This is a genomic window from Mycolicibacterium iranicum, assembly GCF_002101705.1.
GTDB classification, from domain to species: domain Bacteria; phylum Actinomycetota; class Actinomycetes; order Mycobacteriales; family Mycobacteriaceae; genus Mycobacterium; species Mycobacterium iranicum.
The window spans coordinates 31,094-56,382 of the sequence record NZ_LQPC01000032.1; the positions used below are offsets into that span (position 1 = coordinate 31,094).

Annotated in this window: 22 protein-coding genes and 1 pseudogene; 11 read left to right on the forward strand and 12 right to left on the reverse strand. The window is 66.3% G+C overall.

Features of this window, described 5'->3' with window-relative positions:
• Positions 1 to 15: 15 nt before the first annotated feature.
• Positions 16 to 426 (forward strand): hypothetical protein, encoded by a 411-nt coding sequence (locus AWC12_RS17265; RefSeq protein ID WP_085175803.1) that lies wholly within the window; start codon positions 16 to 18, stop codon positions 424 to 426.
• A 3-nt stretch (positions 427 to 429) separates the two neighbouring features.
• On the opposite strand, the gene coaA is transcribed toward AWC12_RS17265, so the two are convergent.
• Complete coding sequence (gene coaA, locus AWC12_RS17270) at positions 430 to 1,380, reverse strand: type I pantothenate kinase (protein ID WP_024444482.1); 951 nt, start codon at positions 1,378 to 1,380, stop codon at positions 430 to 432.
• A 30-nt stretch (positions 1,381 to 1,410) separates the two neighbouring features.
• Here coaA and AWC12_RS17275 point away from each other — a divergent pair, with 30 nt between their 5' ends.
• From AWC12_RS17275 to AWC12_RS17295, 5 genes are all read left to right on the forward strand, one after another.
• Positions 1,411 to 2,637 carry a DUF885 domain-containing protein gene (locus tag AWC12_RS17275; protein ID WP_085175805.1) on the forward strand — a complete coding sequence of 409 codons (1,227 nt, stop codon included), beginning with the start codon at positions 1,411 to 1,413 and terminating at the stop codon, positions 2,635 to 2,637.
• A gap of 38 nt (positions 2,638 to 2,675) precedes the next feature.
• Positions 2,676 to 4,139: a glycine hydroxymethyltransferase gene (locus AWC12_RS17280; protein ID WP_085175807.1), complete on the forward strand. Its 1,464-nt coding sequence runs from the start codon at positions 2,676 to 2,678 to the stop codon at positions 4,137 to 4,139.
• 136 nt (positions 4,140 to 4,275) lie between these two features.
• The gene (locus AWC12_RS17285; RefSeq protein ID WP_085175809.1) at positions 4,276 to 5,100 is read left to right on the forward strand and encodes an acyl-ACP desaturase; all 825 of its coding nucleotides are present in this window, start codon (positions 4,276 to 4,278) and stop codon (positions 5,098 to 5,100) included.
• A 176-nt stretch (positions 5,101 to 5,276) separates the two neighbouring features.
• A complete protein-coding gene (locus tag AWC12_RS17290; protein WP_051226452.1) occupies positions 5,277 to 6,617 on the forward strand; it encodes an RNA 5'-3' helicase PhoH2 in 1,341 nt (446 codons plus the stop codon).
• The gene (locus tag AWC12_RS17295; protein WP_085175811.1) at positions 6,614 to 7,345 is read left to right on the forward strand and encodes a polysaccharide deacetylase family protein; all 732 of its coding nucleotides are present in this window, start codon (positions 6,614 to 6,616) and stop codon (positions 7,343 to 7,345) included. Before AWC12_RS17290 ends, AWC12_RS17295 begins: the two co-directional genes overlap by 4 nt.
• A gap of 13 nt (positions 7,346 to 7,358) precedes the next feature.
• Here AWC12_RS17295 and AWC12_RS17300 read toward each other — a convergent pair whose 3' ends face one another.
• The 3 genes from AWC12_RS17300 to glpX form a co-directional block, all read right to left on the reverse strand.
• A complete protein-coding gene (locus AWC12_RS17300; protein ID WP_024444476.1) occupies positions 7,359 to 7,583 on the reverse strand; it encodes a hypothetical protein in 225 nt (74 codons plus the stop codon).
• A 151-nt stretch (positions 7,584 to 7,734) separates the two neighbouring features.
• Entirely contained in the window at positions 7,735 to 9,168 is a 1,434-nt protein-coding gene (locus AWC12_RS17305; protein WP_024444475.1) for a class II fumarate hydratase, read from the reverse strand.
• A gap of 34 nt (positions 9,169 to 9,202) precedes the next feature.
• On the reverse strand, positions 9,203 to 10,228 hold the full coding sequence (gene glpX / locus AWC12_RS17310; RefSeq protein ID WP_085175812.1) for a class II fructose-bisphosphatase: 1,026 nt from the start codon (positions 10,226 to 10,228) through the stop codon (positions 9,203 to 9,205).
• A 55-nt stretch (positions 10,229 to 10,283) separates the two neighbouring features.
• Here glpX and AWC12_RS17315 point away from each other — a divergent pair, with 55 nt between their 5' ends.
• Together AWC12_RS17315 and AWC12_RS17320 are read left to right on the forward strand one after the other, a co-directional pair.
• Positions 10,284 to 11,021: a DUF4245 domain-containing protein gene (locus tag AWC12_RS17315; RefSeq protein WP_085175814.1), complete on the forward strand. Its 738-nt coding sequence runs from the start codon at positions 10,284 to 10,286 to the stop codon at positions 11,019 to 11,021.
• Between the two features lie 13 nt (positions 11,022 to 11,034).
• A complete protein-coding gene (locus AWC12_RS17320) occupies positions 11,035 to 11,853 on the forward strand; it encodes a dienelactone hydrolase family protein (protein ID WP_085175816.1) in 819 nt (272 codons plus the stop codon).
• A gap of 17 nt (positions 11,854 to 11,870) precedes the next feature.
• Here AWC12_RS17320 and AWC12_RS17325 read toward each other — a convergent pair whose 3' ends face one another.
• The 3 genes from AWC12_RS17325 to AWC12_RS17335 are packed head-to-tail and all read right to left on the reverse strand — an operon-like array spanning position 11,871 to position 14,783.
• Complete coding sequence (locus AWC12_RS17325; protein WP_024444472.1) at positions 11,871 to 13,082, reverse strand: AI-2E family transporter; 1,212 nt, start codon at positions 13,080 to 13,082, stop codon at positions 11,871 to 11,873.
• Positions 13,083 to 13,134: 52 nt separating this feature from the next.
• The gene (locus tag AWC12_RS17330; protein ID WP_024444471.1) at positions 13,135 to 13,971 is read right to left on the reverse strand and encodes an SDR family NAD(P)-dependent oxidoreductase; all 837 of its coding nucleotides are present in this window, start codon (positions 13,969 to 13,971) and stop codon (positions 13,135 to 13,137) included.
• Positions 13,972 to 14,000: 29 nt separating this feature from the next.
• Positions 14,001 to 14,783 (reverse strand): SDR family NAD(P)-dependent oxidoreductase, encoded by a 783-nt coding sequence (locus AWC12_RS17335; RefSeq protein ID WP_085175818.1) that lies wholly within the window; start codon positions 14,781 to 14,783, stop codon positions 14,001 to 14,003.
• A gap of 89 nt (positions 14,784 to 14,872) precedes the next feature.
• On the opposite strand from AWC12_RS17335, the gene AWC12_RS17340 reads away from it, so the two are divergent.
• Positions 14,873 to 15,337: an SRPBCC family protein gene (locus AWC12_RS17340; protein WP_085175820.1), complete on the forward strand. Its 465-nt coding sequence runs from the start codon at positions 14,873 to 14,875 to the stop codon at positions 15,335 to 15,337.
• A gap of 13 nt (positions 15,338 to 15,350) precedes the next feature.
• Here the strand turns inward: AWC12_RS17340 and AWC12_RS17345 are convergent, their stop codons facing one another.
• Complete coding sequence (locus AWC12_RS17345; RefSeq protein WP_085175822.1) at positions 15,351 to 15,968, reverse strand: dihydrofolate reductase family protein; 618 nt, start codon at positions 15,966 to 15,968, stop codon at positions 15,351 to 15,353.
• A gap of 156 nt (positions 15,969 to 16,124) precedes the next feature.
• On the opposite strand from AWC12_RS17345, the gene AWC12_RS17350 reads away from it, so the two are divergent.
• Positions 16,125 to 18,467, forward strand: coding sequence for a putative bifunctional diguanylate cyclase/phosphodiesterase (locus tag AWC12_RS17350; protein ID WP_337360673.1), 2,343 nt, complete (start codon positions 16,125 to 16,127; stop codon positions 18,465 to 18,467).
• Positions 18,468 to 18,471: 4 nt separating this feature from the next.
• Here the strand turns inward: AWC12_RS17350 and AWC12_RS17355 are convergent, their stop codons facing one another.
• From AWC12_RS17355 to AWC12_RS17365, 3 genes and pseudogenes are all read right to left on the reverse strand, one after another.
• Positions 18,472 to 19,356, reverse strand: coding sequence for a formylglycine-generating enzyme family protein (locus AWC12_RS17355; protein WP_085175824.1), 885 nt, complete (start codon positions 19,354 to 19,356; stop codon positions 18,472 to 18,474).
• The gene (locus tag AWC12_RS17360; RefSeq protein ID WP_234814065.1) at positions 19,349 to 20,203 is read right to left on the reverse strand and encodes an HAD family hydrolase; all 855 of its coding nucleotides are present in this window, start codon (positions 20,201 to 20,203) and stop codon (positions 19,349 to 19,351) included. Before AWC12_RS17360 ends, AWC12_RS17355 begins: the two co-directional genes overlap by 8 nt.
• Positions 20,204 to 20,250: 47 nt before the next feature.
• Positions 20,251 to 21,795 (reverse strand): annotated as a pseudogene (locus AWC12_RS17365) (arylsulfatase).
• Between the two features lie 443 nt (positions 21,796 to 22,238).
• Between AWC12_RS17365 and AWC12_RS17370 the strand changes: the two are divergent.
• Complete coding sequence (locus AWC12_RS17370; RefSeq protein ID WP_234814062.1) at positions 22,239 to 24,587, forward strand: putative bifunctional diguanylate cyclase/phosphodiesterase; 2,349 nt, start codon at positions 22,239 to 22,241, stop codon at positions 24,585 to 24,587.
• On the opposite strand, the gene AWC12_RS17375 is transcribed toward AWC12_RS17370, so the two are convergent.
• Positions 24,558 to 25,268, reverse strand: a complete 711-nt coding sequence (locus AWC12_RS17375; protein ID WP_085175826.1) for an alpha/beta fold hydrolase — start codon at positions 25,266 to 25,268, stop codon at positions 24,558 to 24,560. The two genes, AWC12_RS17370 and AWC12_RS17375, sit on opposite strands and share 30 nt — an antisense overlap.
• Between the last annotated feature and the right edge of the window lie 21 nt (positions 25,269 to 25,289).

Sequence of the window (25,289 nt, forward strand, 5' to 3'; positions counted from 1 at the left end):
AAAGGACTCCCCACGATGTCCACCTCACTGTCACTCAAGCTCACCGAATCGACCGACGGGCTCCTGCGGTTCGCAATGCGCGCCGACGCGCTCCTCAGCGGAGCCACCGGCCTCGTCCTGCTCGTCCTGGGCCGGCAGGTCGCGGAACTCGCCGGAACCACCGCTACCGTCGAATACACCACCGGCGCATCGTTTGTGATCGTCAGCCTCGTCGTTCTCACTTTCGCAGCGCGGCCGAGGGTGCGCGCCGCCGGGATGGTGCTGGCGGTGGGCAACGCGCTGTTCACCGTCGCGACCGTCGCCGTCGTCGTCGCCGACGTCTGGCCGTTGACGGACGTCGGCGCGGCCCTCGTCCTGGGGACGGGTGTCTACACGCTCGCGATGGCCGCCCTGCAATATGCGGGAGTGCGCAGGATCCCCAACTGAGGCTCAGAGCTTGCGCAGGCGCAACCGGTTGATCGAGTGGTCGGCGTCCTTGCGCAACACCAGGGTGGCGCGCGGCCGCGTGGGCAGGATGTTGTCGATGAGATTGGGCCGGTTGATGGAGTGCCAAATGTCGCGCGCTGCGAACACGGCCTGCTCATCGGTCAGGGTCGAGTAGTGGTGGAAGTGCGAGGCCGGGTCCGCGAACGCGCCTTCGCGCATCGACAGAAACCGCGAGATGTACCAGTTCTCGATGTCCTCGATCCGCGCGTCGACGTACACCGAGAAGTCGAACAGATCCGACACCATCAGCGCCGGCCCCGTCTGCAGCACGTTGAGACCTTCGAGGATCAAGATGTCCGGATGCTCGATGATCTGCTTCTCGCCCGGCACGATGTCGTAGAGCAGGTGTGAGTACACCGGCGCGCACGCCGCGTCGGCACCGGACTTCACCGCCGTGACGAAGCGCATCAGCCCTCTGCGGTCGTAGCTCTCCGGGAAACCCTTGCGGTGCATCAGGTTTCGACGGGACAACTCCGCATTCGGATACAGGAAGCCGTCGGTGGTGACGAGGTCGACGCGAGGGTGGTGCTCCCAGCGGGCCAGCAGCGCCTGAAGCACACGGGCGGTCGTCGATTTGCCCACCGCGACGCTGCCCGCCACGCCGATCACGAACGGCACGGGGCGGTCGGGGTTCTGACTGGGCTCGCCGTTGGAGTCGCCGAGGAAGTGCGCCGTGGTGGCGAACAGCGCCTGGCGCGCCGCCACCTGTAGATGGATCAGCCGGGCCAGCGGCAGATAGACCTCTTCGACTTCCAGCAGGTCGATCTTCTCGCCGAGGCCACGCAGCCTGACGAGCTCGTCCTCGGTCAGTTTGAGTGGCGTCGACATCCGCAGCGCCCGCCACTGAGCTCGGTCGAACTCCACGTAGGGGCTGGGTTCGCTCAGCCGCGCCATGGCCCCAGTCTTGCAGTTAGCGTGTTCGGTATGGAGCCCGGCACCCTGATCCGCGAATACCTGTTGCTCGGTCTGCGCTTCGACAGGGTCGAGGAAGGCTATGTGGACTCGTTCACCGGCGACCCGGCGCTGCGTCGTGCGGTCGAGTCCGAGCCGCAACCCGATCCTGCCGATTTGGCCCGTCAGGCCGATCGTCTGCTGGCCGAACTGCCCGCAGGACTTGAGGAGCCGCGCGCGGCGTTCGTCGGCGCGCACCTACGGGCCCTGTCCTGTGCGGGACGCAAGTTCGCCGGCGAGGATGTCGGTTTCGTCGACGAGGTCGAGGCCTATTTCGACGTCCGCATCAGCAAGGGGGATCCGGAGCGCTACCGGGAGGCGCACCGCAAGCTCGACGACGCGCTCGGCGGAACGGGTCCGCTGGCGGAGCGGATCCAGGCTCACCGGGCGTCCGAAGAGATTCCGCCGGAGCGCCTCGAAGAGGCGATTCACGCCTTCTCCAGCGCACTGCGCGACAAGGTCCGTGCCACGTTTCCGCTGCCTGCCCGCGAGACCATCACCTACGAGGTCGTCACCGACAAGCCGTGGTCGGGCTTCAACTACTACAAGGGGGACTACCAGTCGACCGTCGCCGTCAACGCCGACCTCAAGCAGCAGATGTCCAATCTGCCGCGGCTGGTGGCCCACGAGTCCTATCCGGGGCACCACACCGAGCACTGCCGTAAGGAAGAGGGGTTGGTGGCCGGTCGAAATCAGGCGGAGCAGACGATCTTCCTCGTCAACACCTCGCAGTGCCTGATGGCCGAGGGGCTGGCCGATCTGGCGCTGTACGCGGCGGTGGGATCCGGGGCGAGCGGAGCGACGGGAGATGTGCGGGGCTGGGGGAGTTGGGCCGCCGACATCTACGCCGATCTTGGGCTGCGCTTCGACGGCGAACGGGCGGAGGCGATCTCGGAGGCGATGGCCGCGCTCGCCGACGTCCGCCAGGACGCGGCGCTGATGCTGCACGACGAGCACCGCGACGTCGACGACGTCGTCGACTTCCTCAAGACGTGGCTGCTGGTCAACGACGAACGGGCCCGGCAGTCGTTGCGGTTTCTGTCCTCGCCGCTGTGGCGCGCCTACACGAGCACCTACGTCGAGGGCTACCGGCTGCTGCGTGGATGGCTGGACGCCCGTCCTGACGGTGTGACGCTGACGGAACGTTTCGGCACGCTGCTGGACGAGCCGCTGATCCCGTCGTCGCTGCGCGCTGCCTAGATTCCTGCGCACGCCGCCCGCCGGATAGGCTCGAAGGCATGACTGCAACGTCTGCTCCAGGTCAGGGCGCCGAGTACGCCGCCACCGCCAGCGAGGCCTACCAGGCCGCGCTGCGGGTGATCGAGTCCGTCGAGCCGCGTATCGCCGATGCCACCCGCAAAGAGCTTGCCGATCAACGGGATTCGCTCAAGCTGATCGCCAGCGAGAACTATGCCTCGCCCGCCGTGCTGCTGACCATGGGCACCTGGTTCTCCGACAAGTACGCCGAGGGCACCATCGGGCACCGGTTCTACGCGGCCTGCCAGAACGTCGACACCGTTGAGGCGCTGGCCGCCGAGCACGCCCGCGAGCTGTTCGGCGCGCAGTACGCCTACGCCCAGCCGCACTCCGGGATCGACGCCAACCTCGTCGCCTACTGGGCGATCCTGGCGACCAAGGTGGAGGCGCCGGGGCTGGCCGAAATGGGCGCCAAGCACATCAACGATCTGTCCGAGGCGGACTGGGAGAAGCTGCGCGCCAAACTCGGCAACCAGCGTCTGCTCGGTATGTCGCTGGACACCGGCGGTCACCTCACGCACGGCTTCCGGCCCAACATTTCGGGCAAGATGTTCCACCAGCGCCAATACGGAACCGATCCGACGACGGGGTTCCTCGACTACGACGCCGTCGCCGCCTCGGCCCGCGAGTTCAAGCCGCTGGTGCTGGTGGCGGGCTATTCGGCCTACCCGCGCCGGGTGAACTTCGCCAAGATGCGCGAGATCGCCGACGAGGTCGGCGCGGTGCTGATGGTCGACATGGCGCACTTCGCCGGCCTGGTGGCGGGCAAGGTGTTCACCGGCGACGAGGACCCGGTGCCGCACGCCCACGTGGTGACCACGACGACGCACAAGTCGCTGCGCGGCCCTCGCGGTGGCCTGGTGCTGGCCACCGAGGAGTTCGCGCCCGCCGTCGACAAGGGTTGCCCGATGGTGCTGGGCGGTCCGCTGTCGCACGTGATGGCCGCCAAGGCCGTCGCACTGGCCGAGGCGCGTCAGCCCGAGTTCCGTACCTATGCCCAGGCCGTCGCCGACAATGCACAGGCGCTGGCCGACGGGTTCGTCAAACGTGACGCCGGGCTCGTGACCGGCGGCACCGACAACCACCTCGTGCTTCTGGACGTCACGTCGTTCGGTCTGACCGGCCGTCAGGCCGAATCCGCGCTGCTGGACGCCGGCATCGTCACCAACCGCAACGCGATCCCCGCGGACCCGAACGGCGCCTGGTACACCAGCGGTATCCGGTTCGGTTCGCCCGCGCTGACCACCCGGGGCTTCGGCGCCGACGAGTTCGACCGCGTGGCCGATCTGGTGGTCGAGGTGCTGGAGAACACCCAGCCGGCGGCGGGTCCGAACGGGCCGTCGAAGGCGAAGTACACGATCGCCGACGGGGTGGCCGCCCGCGTGCACGCCGCTGCCGCCGAACTGCTCGACGCCAACCCCCTGTACCCGGGCCTGACCCTCTGACCCCGTCCTCGCCGAAACTGCATTCCACGCGGGCTTTTCGCCGTCAGACGCGCGCGGAATGCAATTTCGGCGGGTTGGCGGCGTGTTGGGGGTTGAAAATTTTACGATTCCCACAGAATTGGGTTACTGTAACCGCATGGCACAGAAACCTGTCGCTAACGCACTGACCCTCGAACTCGAGCCCGTCGTCCTGGAAGAACTCCGACGCCACCTCGATACCGAGGACATCTGGTACGCGCACGACTACGTGCCGTTCGATCAGGGCGAGAACTTCGCGTTCCTCGGCGGTCGCGACTGGGAGACCTCGGATACGACGCTGCCCAGGCACATCACCGACGCGCTCGAGATCCTGCTGATCACCAAGGACAACCTCGCCGGCTACCACCGGGAGCTCGTCGAGCACTTCATCCTCGAGGACAAGTGGGGCCGGTGGATGGGCCGCTGGACCGCCGAGGAGCATCTGCACGCCGTCGCGCTGCGCAACTACCTCGTCGTCACCCGCGAGGTCGACCCGTCCGCCAACGAGGACGTGCGCGTCGAGCACGTGATGAAGGGCTACCGCGCCGACACCTACACCCAGATCGAGACGCTGGCCTTCATGGCCCTGTGCGAGCGCGCGCACGCCGTCTTCTGTCGCAACCTCGAGGCGCAGATCGACGAGCCGGTTCTCAAGGGCCTGGTCGGCAGGATCGCAGCCGATGAGGAACGGCACGAACAGTTCTTCGCCAACCTGGTCGGCCACTGCCTGACCTATACGCGTGACGAAACGATCGACGCGATCGCCCGGCGTGCGGAGGGGCTCGACGTCGTCGGCGGAGACATCGACGCCTATCAGGACAAGGTCGCCGCGGTGGCGGCGGCGGGCATCTTCGACCGCGATCAGCTGGGCAAGGTCATCGCCGATCGCATCGCCGCGTGGGGGCTGGCCGACGAGCCGCGGCTCGCACAGTTCACCAGCTAGTAACGCACGCGTCGCTGCGCCTCGGCGCGCCTGCAAGGCGTGATTGCTGCACCGGGAGTAGCGTCGATTCCGATGGCTAGCGACATGCTCTGCTGTCCGGGCGGTCCAGATTCGAAAGGGCCGGCCCCGGTCCTGAGACCGCTTGTGTGTCCACCGAGTAGTTCGTGTGGGGCCGCATGAACACGCGCAGCCTCGAGGAGCGCTACGTGACTGATTCGCTTCGGACCTACGTGCTCGACACCTCCGTGTTGTTGTCCGATCCCTGGGCCATCACACGGTTCGCCGAACACGAAGTCGTGGTGCCGCTGGTGGTGATCAGCGAACTGGAGGCCAAACGCCACCACCACGAGCTGGGTTGGTTCGCCCGACAGGCCTTGCGCATGTTTGACGACCTGCGACTGGAGCACGGCAGGCTTGATGAACCGATTCCCGTTGGGACACAAGGCGGTACGCTCCACGTTGAACTCAACCACAGTGATCCCTCGGTGCTGCCCGCGGGCTTCCGCAACGACAGCAACGACGCCCGCATCCTGACCGTCGCGGCCAATCTGGCCGCAGAAGGCAAACACGTCACGCTGGTCAGCAAGGACATCCCGCTGCGCGTCAAGGCGGGCGCGGTGGGTCTGCTCGCCGATGAATACCACGCCCAGGACGTCGTCACCTCAGGGTGGACCGGCATGTCCGAGGTCGAGGTGGCCGGCGATGACATCGACATGCTGTTCGCCGAAGGCGAGATCGACATCGAGGTCGCCCGCGATCTTCCGTGCCACACCGGAGTTCGCTTGCTGGGCAGCAACTCTCACGCCTTGGGGCGCGTCAATGCCGACAAGAAGGTGCAGCTGGTCCGCGGTGACCGCGAAGTGTTCGGCCTCCGGGGAAGGTCAGCCGAACAACGCGTCGCCCTCGATCTGCTGCTCGACGAGTCGGTGGGCATCGTGTCGCTGGGCGGCAAGGCAGGCACCGGCAAGTCGGCGTTGGCGCTGTGCGCCGGACTCGAAGCCGTACTGGAGCGTCGCACCCAGCGCAAGGTCGTCGTGTTCCGTCCGCTCTACGCGGTGGGCGGCCAGGATCTCGGCTACCTGCCCGGCAGCGAATCCGAGAAGATGGGGCCGTGGGCCCAGGCCGTCTTCGACACCCTCGAAGGCCTCGCCAGCCCGGCCGTTCTGGAAGAGGTGCTCTCGCGCGGCATGCTCGAGGTGCTGCCGCTGACCCACATCCGCGGCCGCTCGCTGCACGACTCGTTCGTGATCGTCGACGAGGCTCAGTCGCTGGAGCGCAACGTACTGCTGACCGTGCTGTCGCGCCTCGGCGCAGGTTCGCGGGTGGTGCTGACCCACGATGTGGCGCAACGAGATAACCTTCGCGTCGGCCGCCACGACGGTGTGGCGGCGGTCATCGAGAAGCTCAAGGGGCACCCACTCTTCGCGCACATCACGCTGCTGCGCAGTGAGCGCTCGCCGATTGCGGCGCTGGTCACCGAAATGCTGGAGGAGATCAGCCCCGGCGCACTGCCATGACCGATCGATTTCGGCGTGCGAAGTGGCGCTCATCGCGACTGCGCACGCCGAAATCGCTGATCGCTGCGGTGCTGCTTGCGTTCTGCGTACCGGCGCCGGGCGCGGGCGCCGACCCGGTCGACTGCACGCGGGTCAAGTGCGTGGCGTTGACGTTCGACGACGGTCCCGGCCCGTACACCGACCGGCTGCTCGAGATCCTGCGCGCGCATGACGCTCGGGCGACCTTCTTCCTGATCGGCGACCGGGCCGCGGCCGACCCTGCCGCTGCGCGCCGGATTGCCGGCGCGGGCATGGAGATCGGCAACCACACCTGGCAGCACCTGGACATGACGACGCTGTCACCGCTGGACGTCGCGATCCAGTTCGGCAGGGCCACCGACGCACTGGTGGCGGTGACGGGGCAGCGGCCGGTGCTGGCCCGCACCGGCTTCGGTGCGATCGACGACGCGGTGCTCGCCGAAGCGGGGCGGCAGGGCCTGGCCGTCATCAACTGGGACGTCAACACTCTCGATTACAGGAATGACATCGCCGCAACCCGAGACCTACTGAGAACACAGGTCAGGCCGAACACCGTGGTGCTGCTGCACGACACCTTGGCGCCCACGGTCGACCTGATGGCCGAGGTCGTCCCCGAGCTGACGGCCGACGGCTACCACCTCGTGACGGTCTCCCAGATGCTGGGGCCGCGCCCGCCGGGCAGCCTCTACGGCAGCCGCGAAAGGGCCTGATCGGCGCGACCGGTTATAGGCGGCGGCGCCCCTCGACGAAAAACCACCCCGCGGCCGCCGCACCGGAAACCGCCAACATTCGATCCGCACCCCAGCCGCGTCTGGACTTCGACATTTCCACCAGGGATGCCAGGCCCAGCATGACAAAACCTGTCCGCAGTGCGGGCTGGCTTGTGGCGGTCGTAACCAGCGCAGCAGCCGGGGTGGACGTGATTTCGGGTTCGAGAGTGGCGGTCACCGCGTCTCCTGAATTCGTACCTGACGGCAGCCCGCCGTCAAGCCCAGGTGGGCTGACGGCGAGTCGGATGCGCCATAATCTTCTGCCTGTCTTGACGATTCGTCAGGCGTTTGGCAGATCTACCGGCACGAAAATTCGGCGACGCGGAACTCTAGTCCCCCTGCTTGACCTTCGCCATCTTCAGCACGTCGAGTCGGCGGTCCAGCTCTTCTTCGGACAGCTTCTCGCCGATCAGGCCCCGGTCGATGACCGTCTGCCGGATGGTCTTCTTCTCCTTGAGCGCCTGCTTGGCGACTTTGGCGGCCTCCTCGTAACCGATCGCCGAATTCAGCGGGGTCACGATCGACGGTGACGATTCGGCCAGCTCGCGCAGGCGTTGGTCGTTGGCGACCAAGCCGTCGATGCATTTGGTGGCGAACAACTTCGACACATTTGACAGCAGCTCGAACGACTCGAGAATGTTGCGCGCCATCATCGGGATGTAGACGTTGAGCTCGAACGCGCCGGAGAGCCCGCCGACGGCGACGGCGGCGTCGTTGCCGATGACCTGCGCTGCGACCTGCGTAACCGCTTCGGGCAGCACCGGATTGACCTTGCCGGGCATGATCGAGCTGCCGGGCTGCAGATCCGGCAGCTGGATCTCGCCGAGGCCGGTCAACGGACCCGATCCCATCCAGCGGATGTCGTTGGCGATCTTGGTCAGCGAGACCGCGATGGTCTTCAGCGCACCCGACGCCTCGACCAGACCGTCGCGTGCGGCCTGTGCTTCGAAGTGGTCAACGCACGGACGCAGCTCCTCGATGCCCGTCTGCGACCTGAGCACCTCGACGACCTTGTCGCCGAATCCGTCGGGTGCGTTCAGCCCGGTTCCGACGGCGGTGCCGCCGATCGCGAGCTCGCCGAGACGGGGGAGGGTGGACTTCACCCTTTCGATGCCGGCCTGGATCTGGCGCGCGTAACCGCCGAACTCCTGCCCGAGCGTGACGGGGACCGCATCCATCAGGTGCGTGCGGCCGGACTTCACCGTCGTCTTCCACTGACGGGCCTTGGCGTCCAAGGACTCGTGCAGCACCTCGAGTGCCGGAATAAGATGCCGCACAGCCGCTTCGGTGGCCGCGATGTGCGTCGCCGTCGGGAATGTGTCGTTGGAGCTCTGCGACATGTTCACGTCGTCGTTCGGGTGCACCGTCACACCGTTGGCGGCCGCGATCGACGCGATCACCTCGTTGGCGTTCATGTTGGAGCTGGTGCCCGAGCCGGTCTGGAAGACGTCGATCGGGAACTGCTCGTCATGTTGTCCGTCGGCGATCTCAGCCGCGGCAGCGATGATGGCGTCCGCCTTGTCGGCGGCCAGCAGGCCGAGATCCTTGTTCACCTGCGCGCAGGCGCCCTTGAGGAGGCCGAGCGCGCGGATCTGGGTGCGTTCCAGCGGCCGGAACGAGATGGGGAAGTTCTCCACCGCGCGCTGCGTCTGGGCGCGCCACAGCGCATTTTTGGGCACCCGGACCTCGCCCATGGTGTCGTGCTCGATCCGGTACTCGGTGGTGTCGCGGGCTTTCTGTTCGACGGCACTGTCGGCAGTCATTGGCTCCCTGTTCGTGTGTGGGTTTCGGGCGGGTTTACGGCAAGGGGTAGGCGGCTGTCTTGTCGCCGGTGAAGTCGACGGCGGAATACTCGTTGAGCTTGGCCAGCCGGTGGTAGGCCTCGATCATGCGGACTGTTCCCGACTTCGACCTCATCACGATCGACTGGGTGGTGCAGCCGCCGCCGTAGTACTGCACGCCTTTGAGGAGGTCGCCGTCGGTGACGCCGGTGGCGCAGAAGAAGACGTTCTCGCCCGACACCAGGTCCTCGGTGGTCAACACCCGGTTCAGGTCGTGGCCGCGATCGATGGCCTTCTGGCGTTCCTCGTCGTCGGTCGGCGCGAGCTTGGCCTGGATGGCGCCGCCCATGCAACGGATGGCGGCGGCGGCGATGATGCCCTCAGGGGTGCCGCCGATGCCGACGAGCATGTCAGTTCCCGAACCCGGGCGGCACGCCGCGATCGCGCCGGCCACGTCGCCGTCAGAGATGAGGCGGATGCGGGCGCCGGCCTCACGGACCTCGGCCATGAGCTGGGTGTGGCGGGGGCGGTCGAGGATGCACACGGTCAGGTCGCGGACGCTGGACTTCTTCACGGCGGCCACGGCCTTGATGTTCTCGGCGATCGGGGCGTTGATGTCGATCACGTCGGCAGCATCCGGGCCGACGGCGATCTTGTGCATGTAGAACACGGCCGACGGGTCGAACATCGCGCCGCGCTCGGCGACCGCGAGCACCGAAATGGCGTTGGGCATACCCTTGCTCATCAGCGTGGTGCCGTCGACCGGGTCGACGGCGAAATCGCATTCCGGCCCGTCGCCGTTGCCGACCTCTTCGCCGTTGTAGAGCATCGGCGCGTTGTCCTTCTCGCCCTCGCCGATGACGACGACGCCGCGCATCGACACCGAGTTGACCAGCTCGCGCATCGCGTCGACGGCCGCACCGTCGCCGCCCTCCTTGTCGCCGCGACCTACCCAGCGTCCCGCCGCCATGGCCCCCGCCTCGGTGACTCGCACGAGCTCAAGGGCGAGATTTCGGTCCGGGGCTTCGCGTCGAGACGTCATGGGCGAGATTCTCCCATTAGCGGTTCCGCAATTGGGAGCTGGGATACTGGCTGTTATGACGACGCCGCCCGAGCCGGGCCACAAGGTCCCCGGTGACCCGGGGCGCGAGCCTGACAGCGCAGGCCAGGACAATATCGACCCCCCCGCGGCGGGCTACGCGACGCCGGCGCCGAAGGCGGCCAAGTCGCGGCTTCTGCAGGACGGCCGCGACATGTTCTGGTCCATGGCGCCGCTGGTGGTTGCCTGCGTGGTGCTCGCCGGGGTGCTGGGGATGTGTTCGTTCGCGCCGACGGGACCCGGCCCGGGACCTGCCCCCGACTACGACGCACCCGCCGCCCTGCAGGCCGATGCGGATGCGTTGAAGATCCCGATCCGCGTGCCGCAGCTGCCCGAGGATTGGGCCGCCAATTCGGGACGCCGCATGGGGATCGAGGATGGTCGCCGGGACCCGGTGACGGGGCAGCCGGTGCGCGCCGTCGGCTCCGTTGTGGGATACCTGACGCCCAGCGGCATGTACCTGAGCATCACCCAGAGCAACGCCGACGAGGACAAGCTCATCGCGTGGTTCAGCCCGGATCTGGTGCCGACGGGCACCCAGGACGTCGACGGCGTGCGATGGGTGGTCTATGAGGGCGGCGAGCGTGACGGCAAACCGAATGAGCCGGTATGGACGGCGGAGATCCGCGGCCCGACGGGACCTGCCCAACTTGCGGTGAGTGGCGCCGCGGGTACGGATGAGTACCGTACGCTGGCTGCGGCGACGCAGTCCCAGGCGCCGCTGACGATCACCTAGCCCGGAGGACGCGATGACCGACCGCTACGCCGGCCTGAAGGCTCCAGAGGCCGACCTGACCGGATGGGCAGCGGCGCCGTTCTCCGCGGCGGGGTTCACCTACGACGTCTATCGCAAGGGCGAGGGGCCCGGTGTCGTGCTGATCCCGGAGATGCCCGGCCTGCACCCCGGGGTCCTCGCTCTGGGAAACCACCTCGTGGACAACGGTTTCACGGTGGCCTGCCCATCGCTATATGGAACGCCGGGAGCGCCAAGCGTTCGCCCCGGCGCGGTCCCCGTGATGGTGCGAGGCTGCGTGGCAAAGGAATTCGCGGCATTTGCCACCAACGCCGACCGGCCGATCGCACACCATCTGCGCGCCCTGGCCCGCGACCTCAACGAGCACACGCCAGGCAAGGGTGTCGGGGTGATCGGCGAATGTTGGAGCGGGGGTTTCGCATTGGCGGCCGCGGTGGACGACAGCGTGCTGGCACCGGTGCTGAGCCAGCCGTCGCTACCCATCGGGTTGACCGCCAAGCATCGAGCTGACCCGGGGCTGTCGGAAGCCGAGCTCAAGATCGTCGAGAAGCGCGCTGCCGACGAGGGGCTATGCGCGCTGGGCCTGCGCTTCAGCGAGGATCCCTTGGCTCCCGGTGCGAGGTTCACGACGCTGAAGAATCGGCTCGGTGACGCGTTCGAGGTGATCGAGATCAACTCGAAGAAGGGCAACGAGCATGCATTCGGCAAGATGGCGCACTCGGTGCTGACCCTGGAGGTCCGCGAAGTGGACGGACACCCGGCGTACGAGGCGCGCAAACGCGTCGTCGCGTTCCTCAAAGAGCGGTTGGGCTGAGCGCGCGGCTCGGCTGATCACGCCGGAGCCGGTTCAGGGTCGTCCTCTGGCTCCGGCTTTGCCGTCGGTGTGAGTTTCGGCTTGCCGGGCAGGATCCGGCGCCACCACGGCACCTGACGCTCCGCTTCGTCCTCCGCCGGGTCGGCGCTCGTGCCGGTCAACGAATCCGCCGACGCGTCCTTGTAGACCACCAGGTACACGCTGATGGTCGTGACGATCACGATCATCAGCACGGGGCCGAGCACGATGCCCCAGAACCCGAACATCTTCAGGCCTGCGAACACGGCAAGCAGCATCAGCGCGGGATGAAGATGAGCGCTCTTGGGCACCAGGAAGGGGCGCAGGAGATTGTCGACGCTCGTGACGACGACGACGTGGAACACGATGACGAAGATGCCGCCGGCGACGTTGCCGAAGACCGCCATCAGGATGCCGACCGGGATGGTGACGATGCCACTGCCCAACGGGATGAACGACAGCGCCGTCAAGAAGATCAGGAACATGAAGAAGCCGTCGTGGAACCCGGCGATGTAGATCGAGATGGCGCCCAGGGTGCCTTGGCATACCGCGATGATGAACTGGCCCTTGACCGTTGCCGACACCATCGCCCCGACTTTGGCGAGATAGATGTCGGATACCTTTTCCCCCAACGGGTTCAGATCGCGGAACAGGCCGACGACCTTGTCGCCGTTGGTGAGCAGGGCGAGGAAGACGTAGAGGAAGACGACCACGGCCGTGAGCGTCGCGGCGAGTCCGCCGACTGAGTCGCGGGCGACGTCCAGGGCGAATTCGCCGGCGCTCTGCCCGACCTTGGTGGCCGCCTCGCGCACCGAATCGGGTGTCAGCGTGACGTTCATGAACGGGACACGAGCCAACAGCTCGTTGGCAGAATCGAGCAGCCCCTGTGCCAGGGCGGTGAAGTCGGTCTGCTCCACCCAGTGGCCGATGCTGGTCACCGCCTGGGAGATCTGGAAGAAGGCCAGGATCGCGACGCCGGTCAGCGGCAGTGCGACGGTCGCGATCGCCGCGAGCAGCGTCAGAGTTGCCGACACACCGACGTTCATCTTCCGGCGCAGCCGCTCATAGAGAGGTTTGAACAGGTAGGCGAGCACCGCCGCGACCGCGATCAACAGGATGTAGCCGCGCAGGAAGTACGCGCCGAACCCGAGCGCGATCACCGTGCAGATCGCCAACGCTCGCTTCTGGGTCAGGCTGAAGTCGTCCTTCATGTGTGCCTCCCGACCCCCGTGCCTACCCGCACTCTCGCGGGCCGTCGCAACATTAACCCGACTCGGCGGTCCTTGACGGCGATCTGTCCTGTCGCGTCCGCTGTCCCGCGACGAACCGCATCGCCATCCGGTTCATCAGTCCCGGCATTAATCGCGCCATCCACCATTGAGCATGGGCCACAGTGGGTTTGACCAGGATTGCCTTGTTGCGTTCGATCGCGCGCAGGGTGTCGCGGGCGAGCCGGTCGGCGTCGTAGGGGTTGCCACCCTGGGCCTGCAGGAAGTAGTCGCGACCGACGAACCCGCCGACGGCGCCCTTGTCGAGGATCGGGGTCTCGACGGCAGCGGGACAGACCACCAGGACCCCCACGCCGCGGGGCACCGCCTCCGAGCGCAACGCCATCGACAGACCGACGACAGCGTGCTTGGTCGCCACGTAGCTGGTGACCTGTCCCGCGGCGGTGAGCCCGGCCATCGACGCGGTGTTGACGATGTGGCCGTACCCCTGTTCGAGCATCAGCGGGTATGCCGCGGCGACTCCGTGGACGACACCGCGCACGTTGATGTCGATGATCGCGTTCCACTGGTCGAGGGTGAGTAGCTCGGTGTCCCCGCCCCACACGATCCCCGCGTTGTTGAACATCAGATCTAGTCGGCCCGTTCTCTTGACGACCTCGTCGACCGCCGCTTGAACCGCTGCGGCATCGGTGACGTCGAGGTGCGCGGCCCGGGCGCGGGGGCTCAACGTCGACACGATGCGCTCGGCGGCGTCGGCGTCGATGTCGGTGCACACCACGTCGGCGCCTGCGAGGTCGAGGGCGCGGCACAGGGCCGCGCCGATCCCGGAGCCGCCGCCGGTGACGATTGCCTGTTTCCCGGCGAAGCTCATGGGTTTCCTGTTCTTCGCGCGAGCGCTCATCACGGCTGCCCCTGCTCCATCAGGCGCATGACGTGGCCCATGACATCGGGATAGCGCTTGAGGTGGGCGCCTCCGTTGATGTCGAGCACCTCACCGGTCAGCCACGAGGATCCCGGGGAGCTCAGGTACACAACGGCATTGGCGATGTCTTCGGGTGTGCCGGCGCGTCCGAGTGCGGTGTTGTCGACGTAGTCCTCGACGACACCGGGCACCGACGCGGCGGCCGCGGTCAGCGGGGTGTGGACGAAGCCGGGTGCCACCGCGTTTACGCGGATGCCGCGCGGGCCCATCTCGAGCGCGGCCACCTGCGTCAGCATCGAGAGCCCCGCCTTGGCGGCGCAGTAGGCGCTCATGCCCGCGGCGGGCTGCCTGCCGTTGAGCGAACTGATCTGGATCAGCGAACCCCCTTCTCGCAGATGCCGTCCGGCGTGTTTTGCCACGATGAACGCGCCGTTGAGGCAGACGTCGATGACGGCGCGGAAGTCCTCGGCGGGCATGTCGGTGATGAGGCCGACATTGCTGAAACCCGCACAGTTGACCACGATGTCGAGGGGGCCGATGCCGTCGAACAGTAGCTGGACCGAGTCTTCGTCGGTGACGTCGACGGTCGCGTGCGCGGAGCCCAGTTCCGACGCGCGGTCCCTGGCGCTGTCGGCGTTGAGGTCGGCGATGGTGACGCGGCAGCCTTCGGCCGCCAGGGCCTGTGCCGTCGCCCATCCGATGCCCGATGCGCCGCCGATGACGACGGCCTCCCTCGCGCTTCGCTCGCTACCGTTGCTCATCCAGTTGGCCTCTCGATTACGGGGTGGAACGCGTTTCAACCTCACACTCGGCCGCTGAAAGCGCAATAGCTGATGGCAGACTCGATGCCGTGACCGAACTGAAGCGATCAGAGTCGATCTCGGTGGCCGTTGCGCCGGACGAGTTGTACGCCATGGTGTCGGACGTGACCCGGATGGGGGAGTGGAGTCCGATTTGCAAGGCCTGCTGGTGGGACGAAGGCCAGGGCCCGGAGGTAGGCGCCTGGTTCACCGGCCGCAACGAGCTCCCGGAACGGACGTGGGAGACCCGAAGCCAGGTCGTGGCCGCAGATCCGGGCCGCAAGTTCGCCTGGGAGGTCAACAACGGCTGGGTGTATTGGGGCTACACGTTCGAACCCGAGGGCGACGGCACCCGTCTCACCGAGTCGTGGGAATTCCTCGACAAGGGCCTCGAAGGCTTCCGGGAACGGTTCGGGGACGCCGCTGACGCCGAGATCGCCAAGCGCAGCGACGCGGCGCGTGACGGCATTCCCGCAACGCTCGCGGCGATCAAGAAGGCGGCCGAAGCGGCCTGAGCTAAGGGATGGGTCAGCGCTGCCGATCGCGGGGCTCAAGGTGTCTCTTGGCTTCGTCGTAGCCGCCCGTCGGCGCCGCCTCGTCCAGGGTGTAGACGAGGTGGAGCACGCCCGTCGCAAAGGTGGTCGACTTCAGCAGCTTCAGCGGGATCGGCTCTCCGGCGGCGAACAGCCGCTCGCCCTTGCACATTGCGATCGGATGCAGGAGCAGATGCAGCTCGTCGATTAAACCCGCGGCGAGCAGTTGTCGAACGATTGACACAGAGCCGCTCATCGCGATGTCGCTGTCGCCGGGCTCGTCCTTGAGCGCCGCCACCGCAGCGATCAGGTCACCCTTGAGATGTTCGGAGTTGCGCCAGGAAAACTGCAGCTCCTGGTTGGAGACCACGATCTTGCGGGCATCGCCGATGATCTTCGCGAACTCCGCGTCCTCGCCGCCCTCGGCTTCGCGGTCGGGCCAGGCACCGGCGAAGCTGTCGTAGGTGACGCGGCCGAGTAGCAAGGTGTCGGCGGCGGCGAGATGGGCGCCGACGGCCTCACCCATCTCGTGGTTGAAGTACGGGAGATGCCATTCCGGATCCTCGACGACGCCGTCGAGCGAGATGAACAGGCTGGCGGTGATTTTTCTCATCGGACTCCTCAATGGTGTACGGGTTAGCCATACCTACTGTGACGGGGCCGCGAACTCATCGCCTCGCCCCTTGCAGGATGATCAAACGCCGGTTCATTGGCCGGTAGTGGACTAGCGTCGGCTACTAGGAATGCAGTGGTAGGGCATGGGAGCGCCGTGGACGAACGCGGTTTCCGGCTTGTGATGAGGCCGTCGACAGCGATACCGGTCGGATTGACGATCGGGTTTGCGGTGCTGCTCCTGCTCGGTCGCATCAGTGAGCCGGTAGGTATCGCCTATGAGTTCGCGACCGCGGGGCTGTCGGCGTACGCGACGATGTGTGCGGTCGTTGCCGCACGGTCCGCCGAGGGACGCCGCCGCACGGCGTGGAACGCGATGGCGGGTGCCCTCGCGGCCTGGGCGATCGGCGACGTGATCTGGCTGGTCTGCGACTACGTCCTGCACGTCGAGCCGTATCCCTCACCGGCGGACTTCTTCTATTTCCTGTTCGTCGGCCTCGCGATCTACGCGATCCTGGGGCTGGGTTCGTTCGACGCCGGTCCGCGGCGACAGGCGCAGCTGCGCATCGCCCTGGACGGCGTCACGGTCGCGCTCTGCGTCTTCACGCTGGCCTGGATCTTCGCGCTGCAGAGCGTCTACGCGACCTATCGCGACGACAAGCTGAACATGGTGATTGCGCTGCTCTATCCGGTCGCCGACATGGTGGCGCTCGCGGTGGCCGTCGCCGTGCTCGGGCGCGCCGCCCGCGGTCAGCGAACCGTGCTGGCGCTGCTGGCCCTCGCGCTGGCTGTCACCACCGCCAGCGATGTCGCGTTCGCCTATCTCGTGGCAGCCGACCGCTACGTCGTGGGCAGTGTCATCGACATGGGATGGGTCGTCGCGCTCTGTCTGTTCATTGCCGCTGCGCTGTCGAGCCGCTCAACGCCGCCGCCCCGTCCTCGGTCGTTGGTGGTGCCCTCGAACGCATCGCTGTGGCTGCCCTACCTGCCGCTGCTGCTCGCCGGCACGGTGGGGCCGATGATGATTCTGTCCGGAGTCGAGAAACTCGTGGTGCCCCTCATCGTCGTCGCCGTGTGCCTGCGGCAGGCCGTGGCGGCGTGGGAGAACCGACGGCTCCTGTCCTACGCCGCCGACGAGGCTCTGCGAGATCCGTTGACAGGCTTGGCGAATCGGACGCTGTTCAACGACCGCTTGGAACATGCGTTGATGTTGCGCTCGCGCGACAGGCGTTGCGTGGCGGTCGTGTCACTGGATCTCGACGACTTCAAACTGGTCAACGACAGTCTCGGGCATCCGACCGCCGACAGCCTTCTGGTTCAGGTCGGGAACCGGATAGACGAGTGCGTCCGGCCGGGTGACACAGTGGCCCGCGTCGGGGGTGACGAATTCGCGCTGCTGCTCGAAGGTGAGGCCGACGACGCGCATCTGGTGGCGCAGCGCGTCGTGGAACGCTTCAACGACCCGTTCGTCGTCGACGGTCACCAGATCCTGATGCGACCGAGCGTCGGCGTCGCGGTGGCACCCGCCGGCGAGCCGGACGTGGATGCGCAGACGCTGATCAAGCGCGCCGACATGGCCATGTACACGGCGAAGAAGTCGCGTTCGTCGCGGGTACACACCTATGACGCCGACATGGCACTGCACACTCACCACCCGGCCGAGGTCACCGGCGAGGTCGAACAATTGCCTCGCGTTGCCGGCGCGGCCAAGGTGCAACTACTCGGCGAACTACGTAACGCCATCGACCACGGCGACCTCACCATGGCCTATCAACCAAAGGTGTGCCTGCAAACCGGTAACGTCGTCGGCGTCGAAGCCCTGCTGCGGTGGCCGCACCCGCAGCGCGGATTGCTGTTGCCCGGTTCGTTCCTGTCGCTCGTGCGGCAGCACGGACTGATGCGTCCCGTCACCAACCTCGTCCTCGACAAGGTGCTCGGAGACGCCGTCCGGTGGCACGCCTCCGGCACGCGGATACCGGTCGCGGTCAACCTCTTTGCCCCGTTCTTCCGCGACACACAGTTGCCCGGCAACCTGTGTCGCGCGCTGACGCGCCGTGATCTGCCCACCGACCTGCTGACCGTCGAGATCACCGAAGATCTCGTGCTCCATGATCTGGGCGCGGTGACCGAGGTGCTACACCAGCTGCGAGATCGCGGGATACGCGTGGCGATCGACGATTTCGGCAGTGGCTATTCCGCGCTCTCCTATCTCCGGGATCTCCCGATCGACGAGATCAAGCTGGACCGCTTCTTCATCGCGCCGGTGCACCGCGACGGCCGCGCCGCCGCGGTGGTGCGTGCGGTGATCGAACTCGCTCACGACTTGCAGATCACGGTGGTCGCCGAAGGTGTCGAGGAGGCCGCGACGGCAGTCTGGCTTCGCGACAGAGGGTGCGACATCGGGCAGGGTTATTACTTCGGCAGGCCCACGGACGAGTCAGAGGTGCCGGATCTGGTGCGCATGGCGACGAACCTCACCGAGCCGATGGGACTCGGTTGACCAGTCAGCGCGTAATGCAACGAAAACCGATGTGGCTCATGCCTGTGTCGACGGGTTGTGGACGGCGCGCTGCGGGGCGGTAGCGAAGACAGTAATTGTCGGCGCAGAGAAACGAGCCCCCCTTGACCACTCGTCTCGGCACTCTGAATTGAGGCTGGCGAGGATCGTAGCTCTCGGCCTCGCAGCACGACGCCGCATCGCGGGTGTCGGCGTACCAGTCGCCGGTCCACTCCCAGACATTGCCTGCCATGTCGAACAACCCGTACCCGTTCGGTGGAAAGCTTCCGACTGGACGGGTGCGGCCGTAACCCCGGTCGGGCCGCCAGGGGAACTCACCGTGCCAGTAATTGGCCATCGGCTGTCCGGGCTGTTCCGGCTCGTCGCCCCAGGTGTATGTCGCACCGGTGAGGCCACCGCGCGCAGCGGTCTCCCACTGCGCCTCGGTGGGCAATTGCATTGCCGCCCAGTCGGCATAGGCTTCGGCGTCCTCGTAGGCGATGTGCACGACAGGATGGTCGGCTCGCTTCTCGATCGACGAGGACGGGCCGACCGGGTGGCACCAGTTCGCGCCGGGCGTCCATGTCCACCACAGGCTCAGGTGACGCAGGTCGACGGGTCCGGACGTCCTGGTGAACACCATCGACCCCGGCTGCAGGTTCTCCTTCGGTGCACCCGGGTAGTCGTCGGGGTTGACCGGCCGCTCGGCGACGGTGACATAGTTTGTGGCAGAGACGAACTCCGCGAACTCGGAATTGGTGACCTGCTTGGGTTGGATCCAGAATCCGTCGACGTCAACGGCGTGTGCGGGACCTTCCTCGGGGTAGTACGCGTCAGATCCGAGCAGCGCCGTCTGCGGCGGAATCCACACGAGGCCGGCGGGCTCAGTCAAAAATCCGCGTCCAATCGTCACGCATGCTTGCCACCGTCCAGTTGTGGGCGTCCGCCAGCTCGAGCACCCGCTCCGCGCCTGCGGTGTAGTCGAATTCGCGCTCCGCGTCGTCGTGGCGCACGAGCAGCGCCAGGGACGGGCCAGCTCCCGCGGCGGTGAACTGCAGCATTTCGATGTCGCCGTTGGAGTTTCCTGCGGCAAGAATGGGTCGCCGGCCTGTCCTGCCCCAGATGCGCACAGGCTTGACGGGGCCGTCGGCGAGGAACTCGGGCCGGTTTGTCGTCACCAGGTGACCGTCGACGAAGTCAAGGCCGACGGAACTGCCCACCACGCGTTCCGGCGGAATCCCGTAGATCGGCCCGGTGACCGGCCGCATGAAGTCGCGCCCACCGCCCGAGGCGATGTAGTTGGTGAACCCGCTGGCCTCCAAGTACCGCAGCAACTCGATCATCGGGGTGTAGCCGCACGCCATGTAGGGCCGCTTGAGGGTCGGGTGGGTGGCGGCGTCGAAGAACGCCTTGACGCGGTCGGCATGCTCCTGAACCTTCAGCCCGGCGTACGCCGAGAGTATATCTCCGACAATGATTTTCAGCCCGGAGTCGTCGCCGTTGTAATGCTGGGTGACGGCGTCGCCGAACCAGGCGAGGTTGCCGGACGCGGCAGCCGCGTACGCCGGATTGTCGGCCAACGTCGGGTCTGCCGCGGCCTGCTCGGCCAGCCTGCGGACCAGGAAGTCGAGCTGGATGTAAGCAGGCTTCTCGACCCACAGTGTGCCGTCGTTGTCGAAGACGGCGACCCGGTCCTCGGGTGCCACCTCCGCAACGGCGTGTTCGACGAAGTCGACGATCGCCGACTTGGTCGCACCGTCACGCCAGGTGTCGAGCGCGGCCGCGGTTAACCGGCGGTGGAGCCGAGGAACCGCTCCAGCTCTGCGACTGCTTCGTCGATCGTGAACGACGCAGGTTCCTGCCGCGGGGGAAATTCCTTGAAGGTGTCCAGGAATCTCTTCACCAGCGCGGTGGCATAGAACATCAGGAAGATCCGGTCGATCATCCAGTCCCAGTAGGTGTTCGACGTGATGTCGGCGCGTTCGAAGGGATCGGTCCGCAGGTTGAACAGCTTCGGCGCGCGCAGCCGGGTGAACGGTTCGAACCAAACCTGCAGGGTGCCCGGGCACCGCTGCTCCATGAACACGACCTTCCAGTTGTCGAACCGGATGCCGAGCACGTCGCCGTCGTCGGAGAAATAAATCAGGCCCTGCCGCGGGCTCTTGTCCACCTCGCCGGTCAGGTAGGGCAGCAGGTTGTACCCGTCTATGTGGACCTTGTAGGTCATGTCGCCGATCGTGTGCCCGGCTTTGAGCTTGTCCACGACGTCGGGATCGCCGGCGGCGGCCAAGAACGTCGGCAACCAGTCATGATGCTGCACAATCTCATTCGAGACCACGCCGGGTTTGATCTTGCCGGGCCAGCGAACCATCTCGGGAATCCGGAAGGCTCCCTCCCAGTTGGTGGCCTTCTCGCTGCGGAACGGTGTGGTGGCACCGTCCGGCCAGCTGTTGGCGTGGGGTCCGTTGTCGGTGGAGTAGACGACGAGGGTGTCCTCGGCGATCCCCAACTCGTCGAGGAGATCGAGCAGCCTGCCCACGTGACCGTCGTGATCGACCATCGTGTCGTGGTAGGCAGACTGCCAGCGGCCTGCCTGCCCCCGGCTCTCCGGTTTGGTGTGAGTCCGAAAATGCATGTGTGTGGTGTTCATCCACACGAAAAACGGTGTATCCGCATCATGTTGGCGCTTGATGAAATCGACGCAGGCCGAGGTGGTCTCATCGTCGATGGTTTCCATCCGTTTCTTGGTCAGCGGACCGGTGTCCTCGATGCGCTGTCTGCCAACCGGACCGTATCTGGGGTCGACGTCGGTGGATTCCTCCTCGGTGGCCCACGAGTGGATCACGCCGCGCGGCAGCAGCGCGTTGTAGAGCGCCGGCGCCTCTTCGGCGGTGGGGTAGTCCTCGTGCTCGGGTTCCTCCTCGGCGTTGAGGTGGTAGAGGTTGCCGAAGAACTCGTCGAAGCCGTGGGCGGTCGGGAGATGTTTGTTCAAGTCGCCGAGGTGGTTCTTGCCGAATTGTCCGGTGGCGTAGCCCAGTGGCTTGAGCAGCTCGGCGATCGTCGGGTCTTCTTTTTGCAGGCCGACGTCGAAGCCCGGCATGCCGACCTTGCTCAGCCCGGTGCGATAGACGCTCTGGCCGGTGATGAACGATGACCGGCCCGCGGTGCAGCTCTGCTCGCCCTAGCTGTCGGTGAACAGCATTCCCTCGTTGGCGATCCTGTCGATGTTGGGGGTGGCGTACCCCATCATTCCTCGGCTGTAGCAACTCAGATTCCAGATGCCGATGTCGTCGCCCCAGATGACCAGAATGTTCGGTTTTCCGTTCGGCATGGCGGCTCCTTCACCATCGATGTGGACCACCCTAGAACCGTTCAGGTGCGCAGGGGCTCAAACTGCCGAGGAATCATCAATCGCGTTGTTTCCGTGGAGAACTCGTCGATCCATGGTTGGCATCGTCGAGGTGCGTGGCAAATCTTCGAACCGCTCGACTGGGTCCGCGCGTTCTACTCCCCGTCGATGACCGGCGGTGCTGAGTGCTCCGGCGAGCAACGTTGGGGTGGTGCCCGTAAACACGCCGAATGCGCTACTCGCGTTCTCGGAACTCGCCATACTGCTGGTGGAAGGTTCGGTGAGGCACTCCTCAGGAAACTCGCGACGACAGATGGGGCGACGTAGAGGTCCCGCGAAGTGTGTAATCCCACCTCGGCAATGCCGTATGGTGAGCAAACCCGTGACGTTCGTTCGAGTGCGCGGTGACAGTGCATGGGGGCTTCGTGAGTATCGGCCGGTTGCGGCCTCTGGCGAGGCGCACGATCTGGATACCGATCGGACTCGCCGTCGGGCTGGCAGTCCTGCTTGCCGCCGACGACGAGGGCGGATTGTTGGTGCGCACCCTCGCCAACATCATCACGCTGATCCTGTCCGGCTATGCGACGGTCAGTGCGGCGCTGGCAGCCCGGCACTCCACTGGCGGTCCGCGACGGTCGTGGACCCTGATGGCCTGCGCGATGGCGGCCTACAGCGCCGGTGACCTGGTATGCCTGGTGCGCGAAGGCGCTGTCGACCCTCGCCCGTTTCCGTCGCTGGCCGATGCCTTCTACCTCACCTTCACGGCGCTGGCGGTGCTCTCGATGCTGACCATGGCCCGATACGGGATGGGCTCGACGAGGCATTCGAAGCTGCGGGTCGCGCTCGACGGCGTCACCGTGGCTCTGTCGGCGTTCCTGTTGGCGTGGATCATCGCGCTCCAGAACGTCTATGCCGACCATCAGGGTGATCGGGTCACGCTCGTGATCGCAATGCTCTACGCGACCCTCGACATCGTGGCCCTCGGGGTTGCGGTGTCGGTTCTTGTCCGTTCCGATGCCCGCTACCGGACCGTGCTGATCCTCGTCGTGGCCGCCTTCGCGCTGACGACGATCGCCGATATCGGGTTCGCGCACGCCGTGGTCAACGGCACGTATGTCACCGGCAGCGTCCTGGACATCGGCTGGGCTGCCGGCCTCGTCTTCCTCGCAGCAGCGGCACAGCAGGCTCGTTCCACCGAGGTGCCCCGTCGACGATCTCTCTCGGTACCCCCCAGCGTGTCTGTGTGGCTGCCGTACGCGCCGTTCATGCTCGCCGGCACGGTCGGACCGCTGCTCGTCATGTCCGGCGTCGAACGTTTCATCGTGCCCTTCCTCACCGTGGCGGTATGTCTGCGGCAGGCGGTGGCCGCATGGGAGAACCGCCACCTGCTGTCGCTCGCCGCGGACCGGGCATTGCGCGATCCGCTGACCGGATTGGCGAACCGGACGGTCTTTGACGAACGGCTGTCACAGGCGCTGACATTGCAGGCGCGTGACCATCGCTGGCTCGCTGTGGTCTCGTTGGATCTCGACGATTTCAAGCTGGTGAACGACAGCTTGGGGCATCCGGTGGCCGACAGCCTCCTCGTCGGCGCCGGCCGGCGCATCGTCGACTGCGTGCGGGAGGGCGACATCGTCGCCCGAGTCGGTGGCGACGAGTTCGCGCTCCTTCTCCAAGGAGACTCGGATGCCTCGGATCTGATCGCGCAGCGAGTGGCCGAAGCGTTCGCCCATCCGTTCATGGTGGACGGGCACGAGATTTTGATGCATGCGAGCATCGGCGTGGCTGTGGCCTCGCCCGAGGAGCCGGCAGTCGAGGCGCAGACCCTGATCAAACGGGCCGATCTGGCGATGTACACCGCGAAGAAGTCGCGCTCGTCGCGTGTGCACACCTTCGAGGCGGACATGACGCAGCCCGTTCCCGATGCGGACTTGGTTGCCGACAAACCCGATCGGGCGCCCGGTGCAGGCGCTGCCAAGGTGCAGTTGCTCGGCGAGCTGCGCCAAGCCATCGACGCGGGAGAGCTGGAGATGGTGTACCAGCCGAAGGTTGCCCTGCGAACTGGCGCCATGATCGGTGTCGAGGCCCTGCTGCGATGGCCGCATCCACGGCTCGGGCTGCAGAATCCGGGTGCGTTCATGTCTCTGGTTCGTCAGCACGGGCTGATGCGGCCGGTGTCGGATCTGGTGATCGACAAAGTGCTCGACGCCACGGCGAGCTGGATGGCTCAAGGTGTGCGAATACCCGTGGCGGTCAACCTGTTTGCGCCGACGCTGCGCGATGCGCAGCTGCCGCGGCGACTGCTCGCCGCGCTCGGGCAGCGCGGACTGTCGACCGACATGTTGACGGTCGAGATCACCGAGGATCTTGTTGTCGACGATCTCGGGACGGTGACTGACGTGCTGCATCAGTTGCGCGGATGCGGAATCCGGGTCGCTGTCGACGATTTCGGTAGTGGCTATTCGGCGCTGTCCTATCTGCGCGACCTGCCGATCGACGAGGTCAAGCTGGACCGGTTCTTCGTGGCGACGGTGGCCGGAGATCCGCGCGCTGCCGCCGTGGTCTCGGCAATCATCGACCTGGCGCACGACCTGGACATCACCGTGGTCGCCGAAGGAGTCGAAGAGGCTGCGACTGCATACTGGTTGCGCGACAAGCGGTGTGACGTCGCACAGGGGTATTACTTCGGCAGGCCGGTGGCCGGTGATGCGGTGCCTGCCGTGATCGCTTCTTTCCGTAATGCCTCACACCGAGTCGACGTGCTCGCGGACTAAGAGCGGATAGCGGCCGCGATCGGGGCGGAATATGTCGTGCGGGGAGTCCGCGAATTCGTGCATGCGGGCCGTCGGGAACAGTGACCGGTAGCGTTCCCACGCCACGTCGTCGACCACCGGGGTGCTCGGGCTGCGCACTACCAGCAGTGGCGGTTGCCACCGCGCCAAAGGCTCCCACAGCAACTGCGCGCGCGCCGAACGCAGCGTCGCGATCCCGGCCTGGCGGTCGACCCGCTCACTGACGGGTGTCCCTCGCCACCGCCCGTCGAGCAGGCCGATGATCACGTCGTCGGGCAGTTCGATCTCTTCGGGCACGTAGTCGCCGATCGATACCGAAAGAACCCGGTCTCGATGAGCGAGCGCCCATAGCAGCGCATACGGGGTGCCGCGCGAGAATGTCATGAGATGCACTGGACCGTCGGCCGCCGCGTCGATGGCCGCACCGACGTCGCGAGCCAACGTATTGGAATCGTAATCTCCTGAGCGACTTAGGCTTTGGCCGTGCCCGCGGAGCTCCACGATGATCGTGCGTCGCCCGAGGAACGGCAGTATCTCAAGGTAGTCGTCGGCGACGCAGGTGAACCCCGGCACGAAAACGATGGGTGCGCCGCGGTCGTCACCGCCTGAGTCGAGGTAGCGGATCTGCGCGTCACCGCTGTCGGCGACGTAAAACTGCGGCATGCGCCTCCCTAGGTCGTCAAC

Excerpts from the sequence above, each read along its gene's own strand:
- AWC12_RS17265 (WP_085175803.1), top strand. The coding sequence starts at position 16 with ATGTCCACCTCACTGTCACTCAAGCTCACCGAATCGACCGACGGGCTC.
- coaA (WP_024444482.1), bottom strand. The coding sequence starts at position 1,380 with ATGGCGCGGCTGAGCGAACCCAGCCCCTACGTGGAGTTCGACCGAGCT.
- AWC12_RS17275 (WP_085175805.1), top strand. The coding sequence starts at position 1,411 with ATGGAGCCCGGCACCCTGATCCGCGAATACCTGTTGCTCGGTCTGCGC.
- AWC12_RS17280 (WP_085175807.1), top strand. The coding sequence starts at position 2,676 with ATGACTGCAACGTCTGCTCCAGGTCAGGGCGCCGAGTACGCCGCCACC.
- AWC12_RS17285 (WP_085175809.1), top strand. The coding sequence starts at position 4,276 with ATGGCACAGAAACCTGTCGCTAACGCACTGACCCTCGAACTCGAGCCC.
- AWC12_RS17290 (WP_051226452.1), top strand. The coding sequence starts at position 5,277 with ATGAACACGCGCAGCCTCGAGGAGCGCTACGTGACTGATTCGCTTCGG.
- AWC12_RS17295 (WP_085175811.1), top strand. The coding sequence starts at position 6,614 with ATGACCGATCGATTTCGGCGTGCGAAGTGGCGCTCATCGCGACTGCGC.
- AWC12_RS17305 (WP_024444475.1), bottom strand. The coding sequence starts at position 9,168 with ATGACTGCCGACAGTGCCGTCGAACAGAAAGCCCGCGACACCACCGAG.
- glpX (WP_085175812.1), bottom strand. The coding sequence starts at position 10,228 with ATGACGTCTCGACGCGAAGCCCCGGACCGAAATCTCGCCCTTGAGCTC.
- AWC12_RS17315 (WP_085175814.1), top strand. The coding sequence starts at position 10,284 with ATGACGACGCCGCCCGAGCCGGGCCACAAGGTCCCCGGTGACCCGGGG.
- AWC12_RS17320 (WP_085175816.1), top strand. The coding sequence starts at position 11,035 with ATGACCGACCGCTACGCCGGCCTGAAGGCTCCAGAGGCCGACCTGACC.
- AWC12_RS17325 (WP_024444472.1), bottom strand. The coding sequence starts at position 13,082 with ATGAAGGACGACTTCAGCCTGACCCAGAAGCGAGCGTTGGCGATCTGC.
- AWC12_RS17330 (WP_024444471.1), bottom strand. The coding sequence starts at position 13,971 with ATGAGCTTCGCCGGGAAACAGGCAATCGTCACCGGCGGCGGCTCCGGG.
- AWC12_RS17335 (WP_085175818.1), bottom strand. The coding sequence starts at position 14,783 with ATGAGCAACGGTAGCGAGCGAAGCGCGAGGGAGGCCGTCGTCATCGGC.
- AWC12_RS17345 (WP_085175822.1), bottom strand. The coding sequence starts at position 15,968 with ATGAGAAAAATCACCGCCAGCCTGTTCATCTCGCTCGACGGCGTCGTC.
- AWC12_RS17375 (WP_085175826.1), bottom strand. The coding sequence starts at position 25,268 with ATGCCGCAGTTTTACGTCGCCGACAGCGGTGACGCGCAGATCCGCTAC.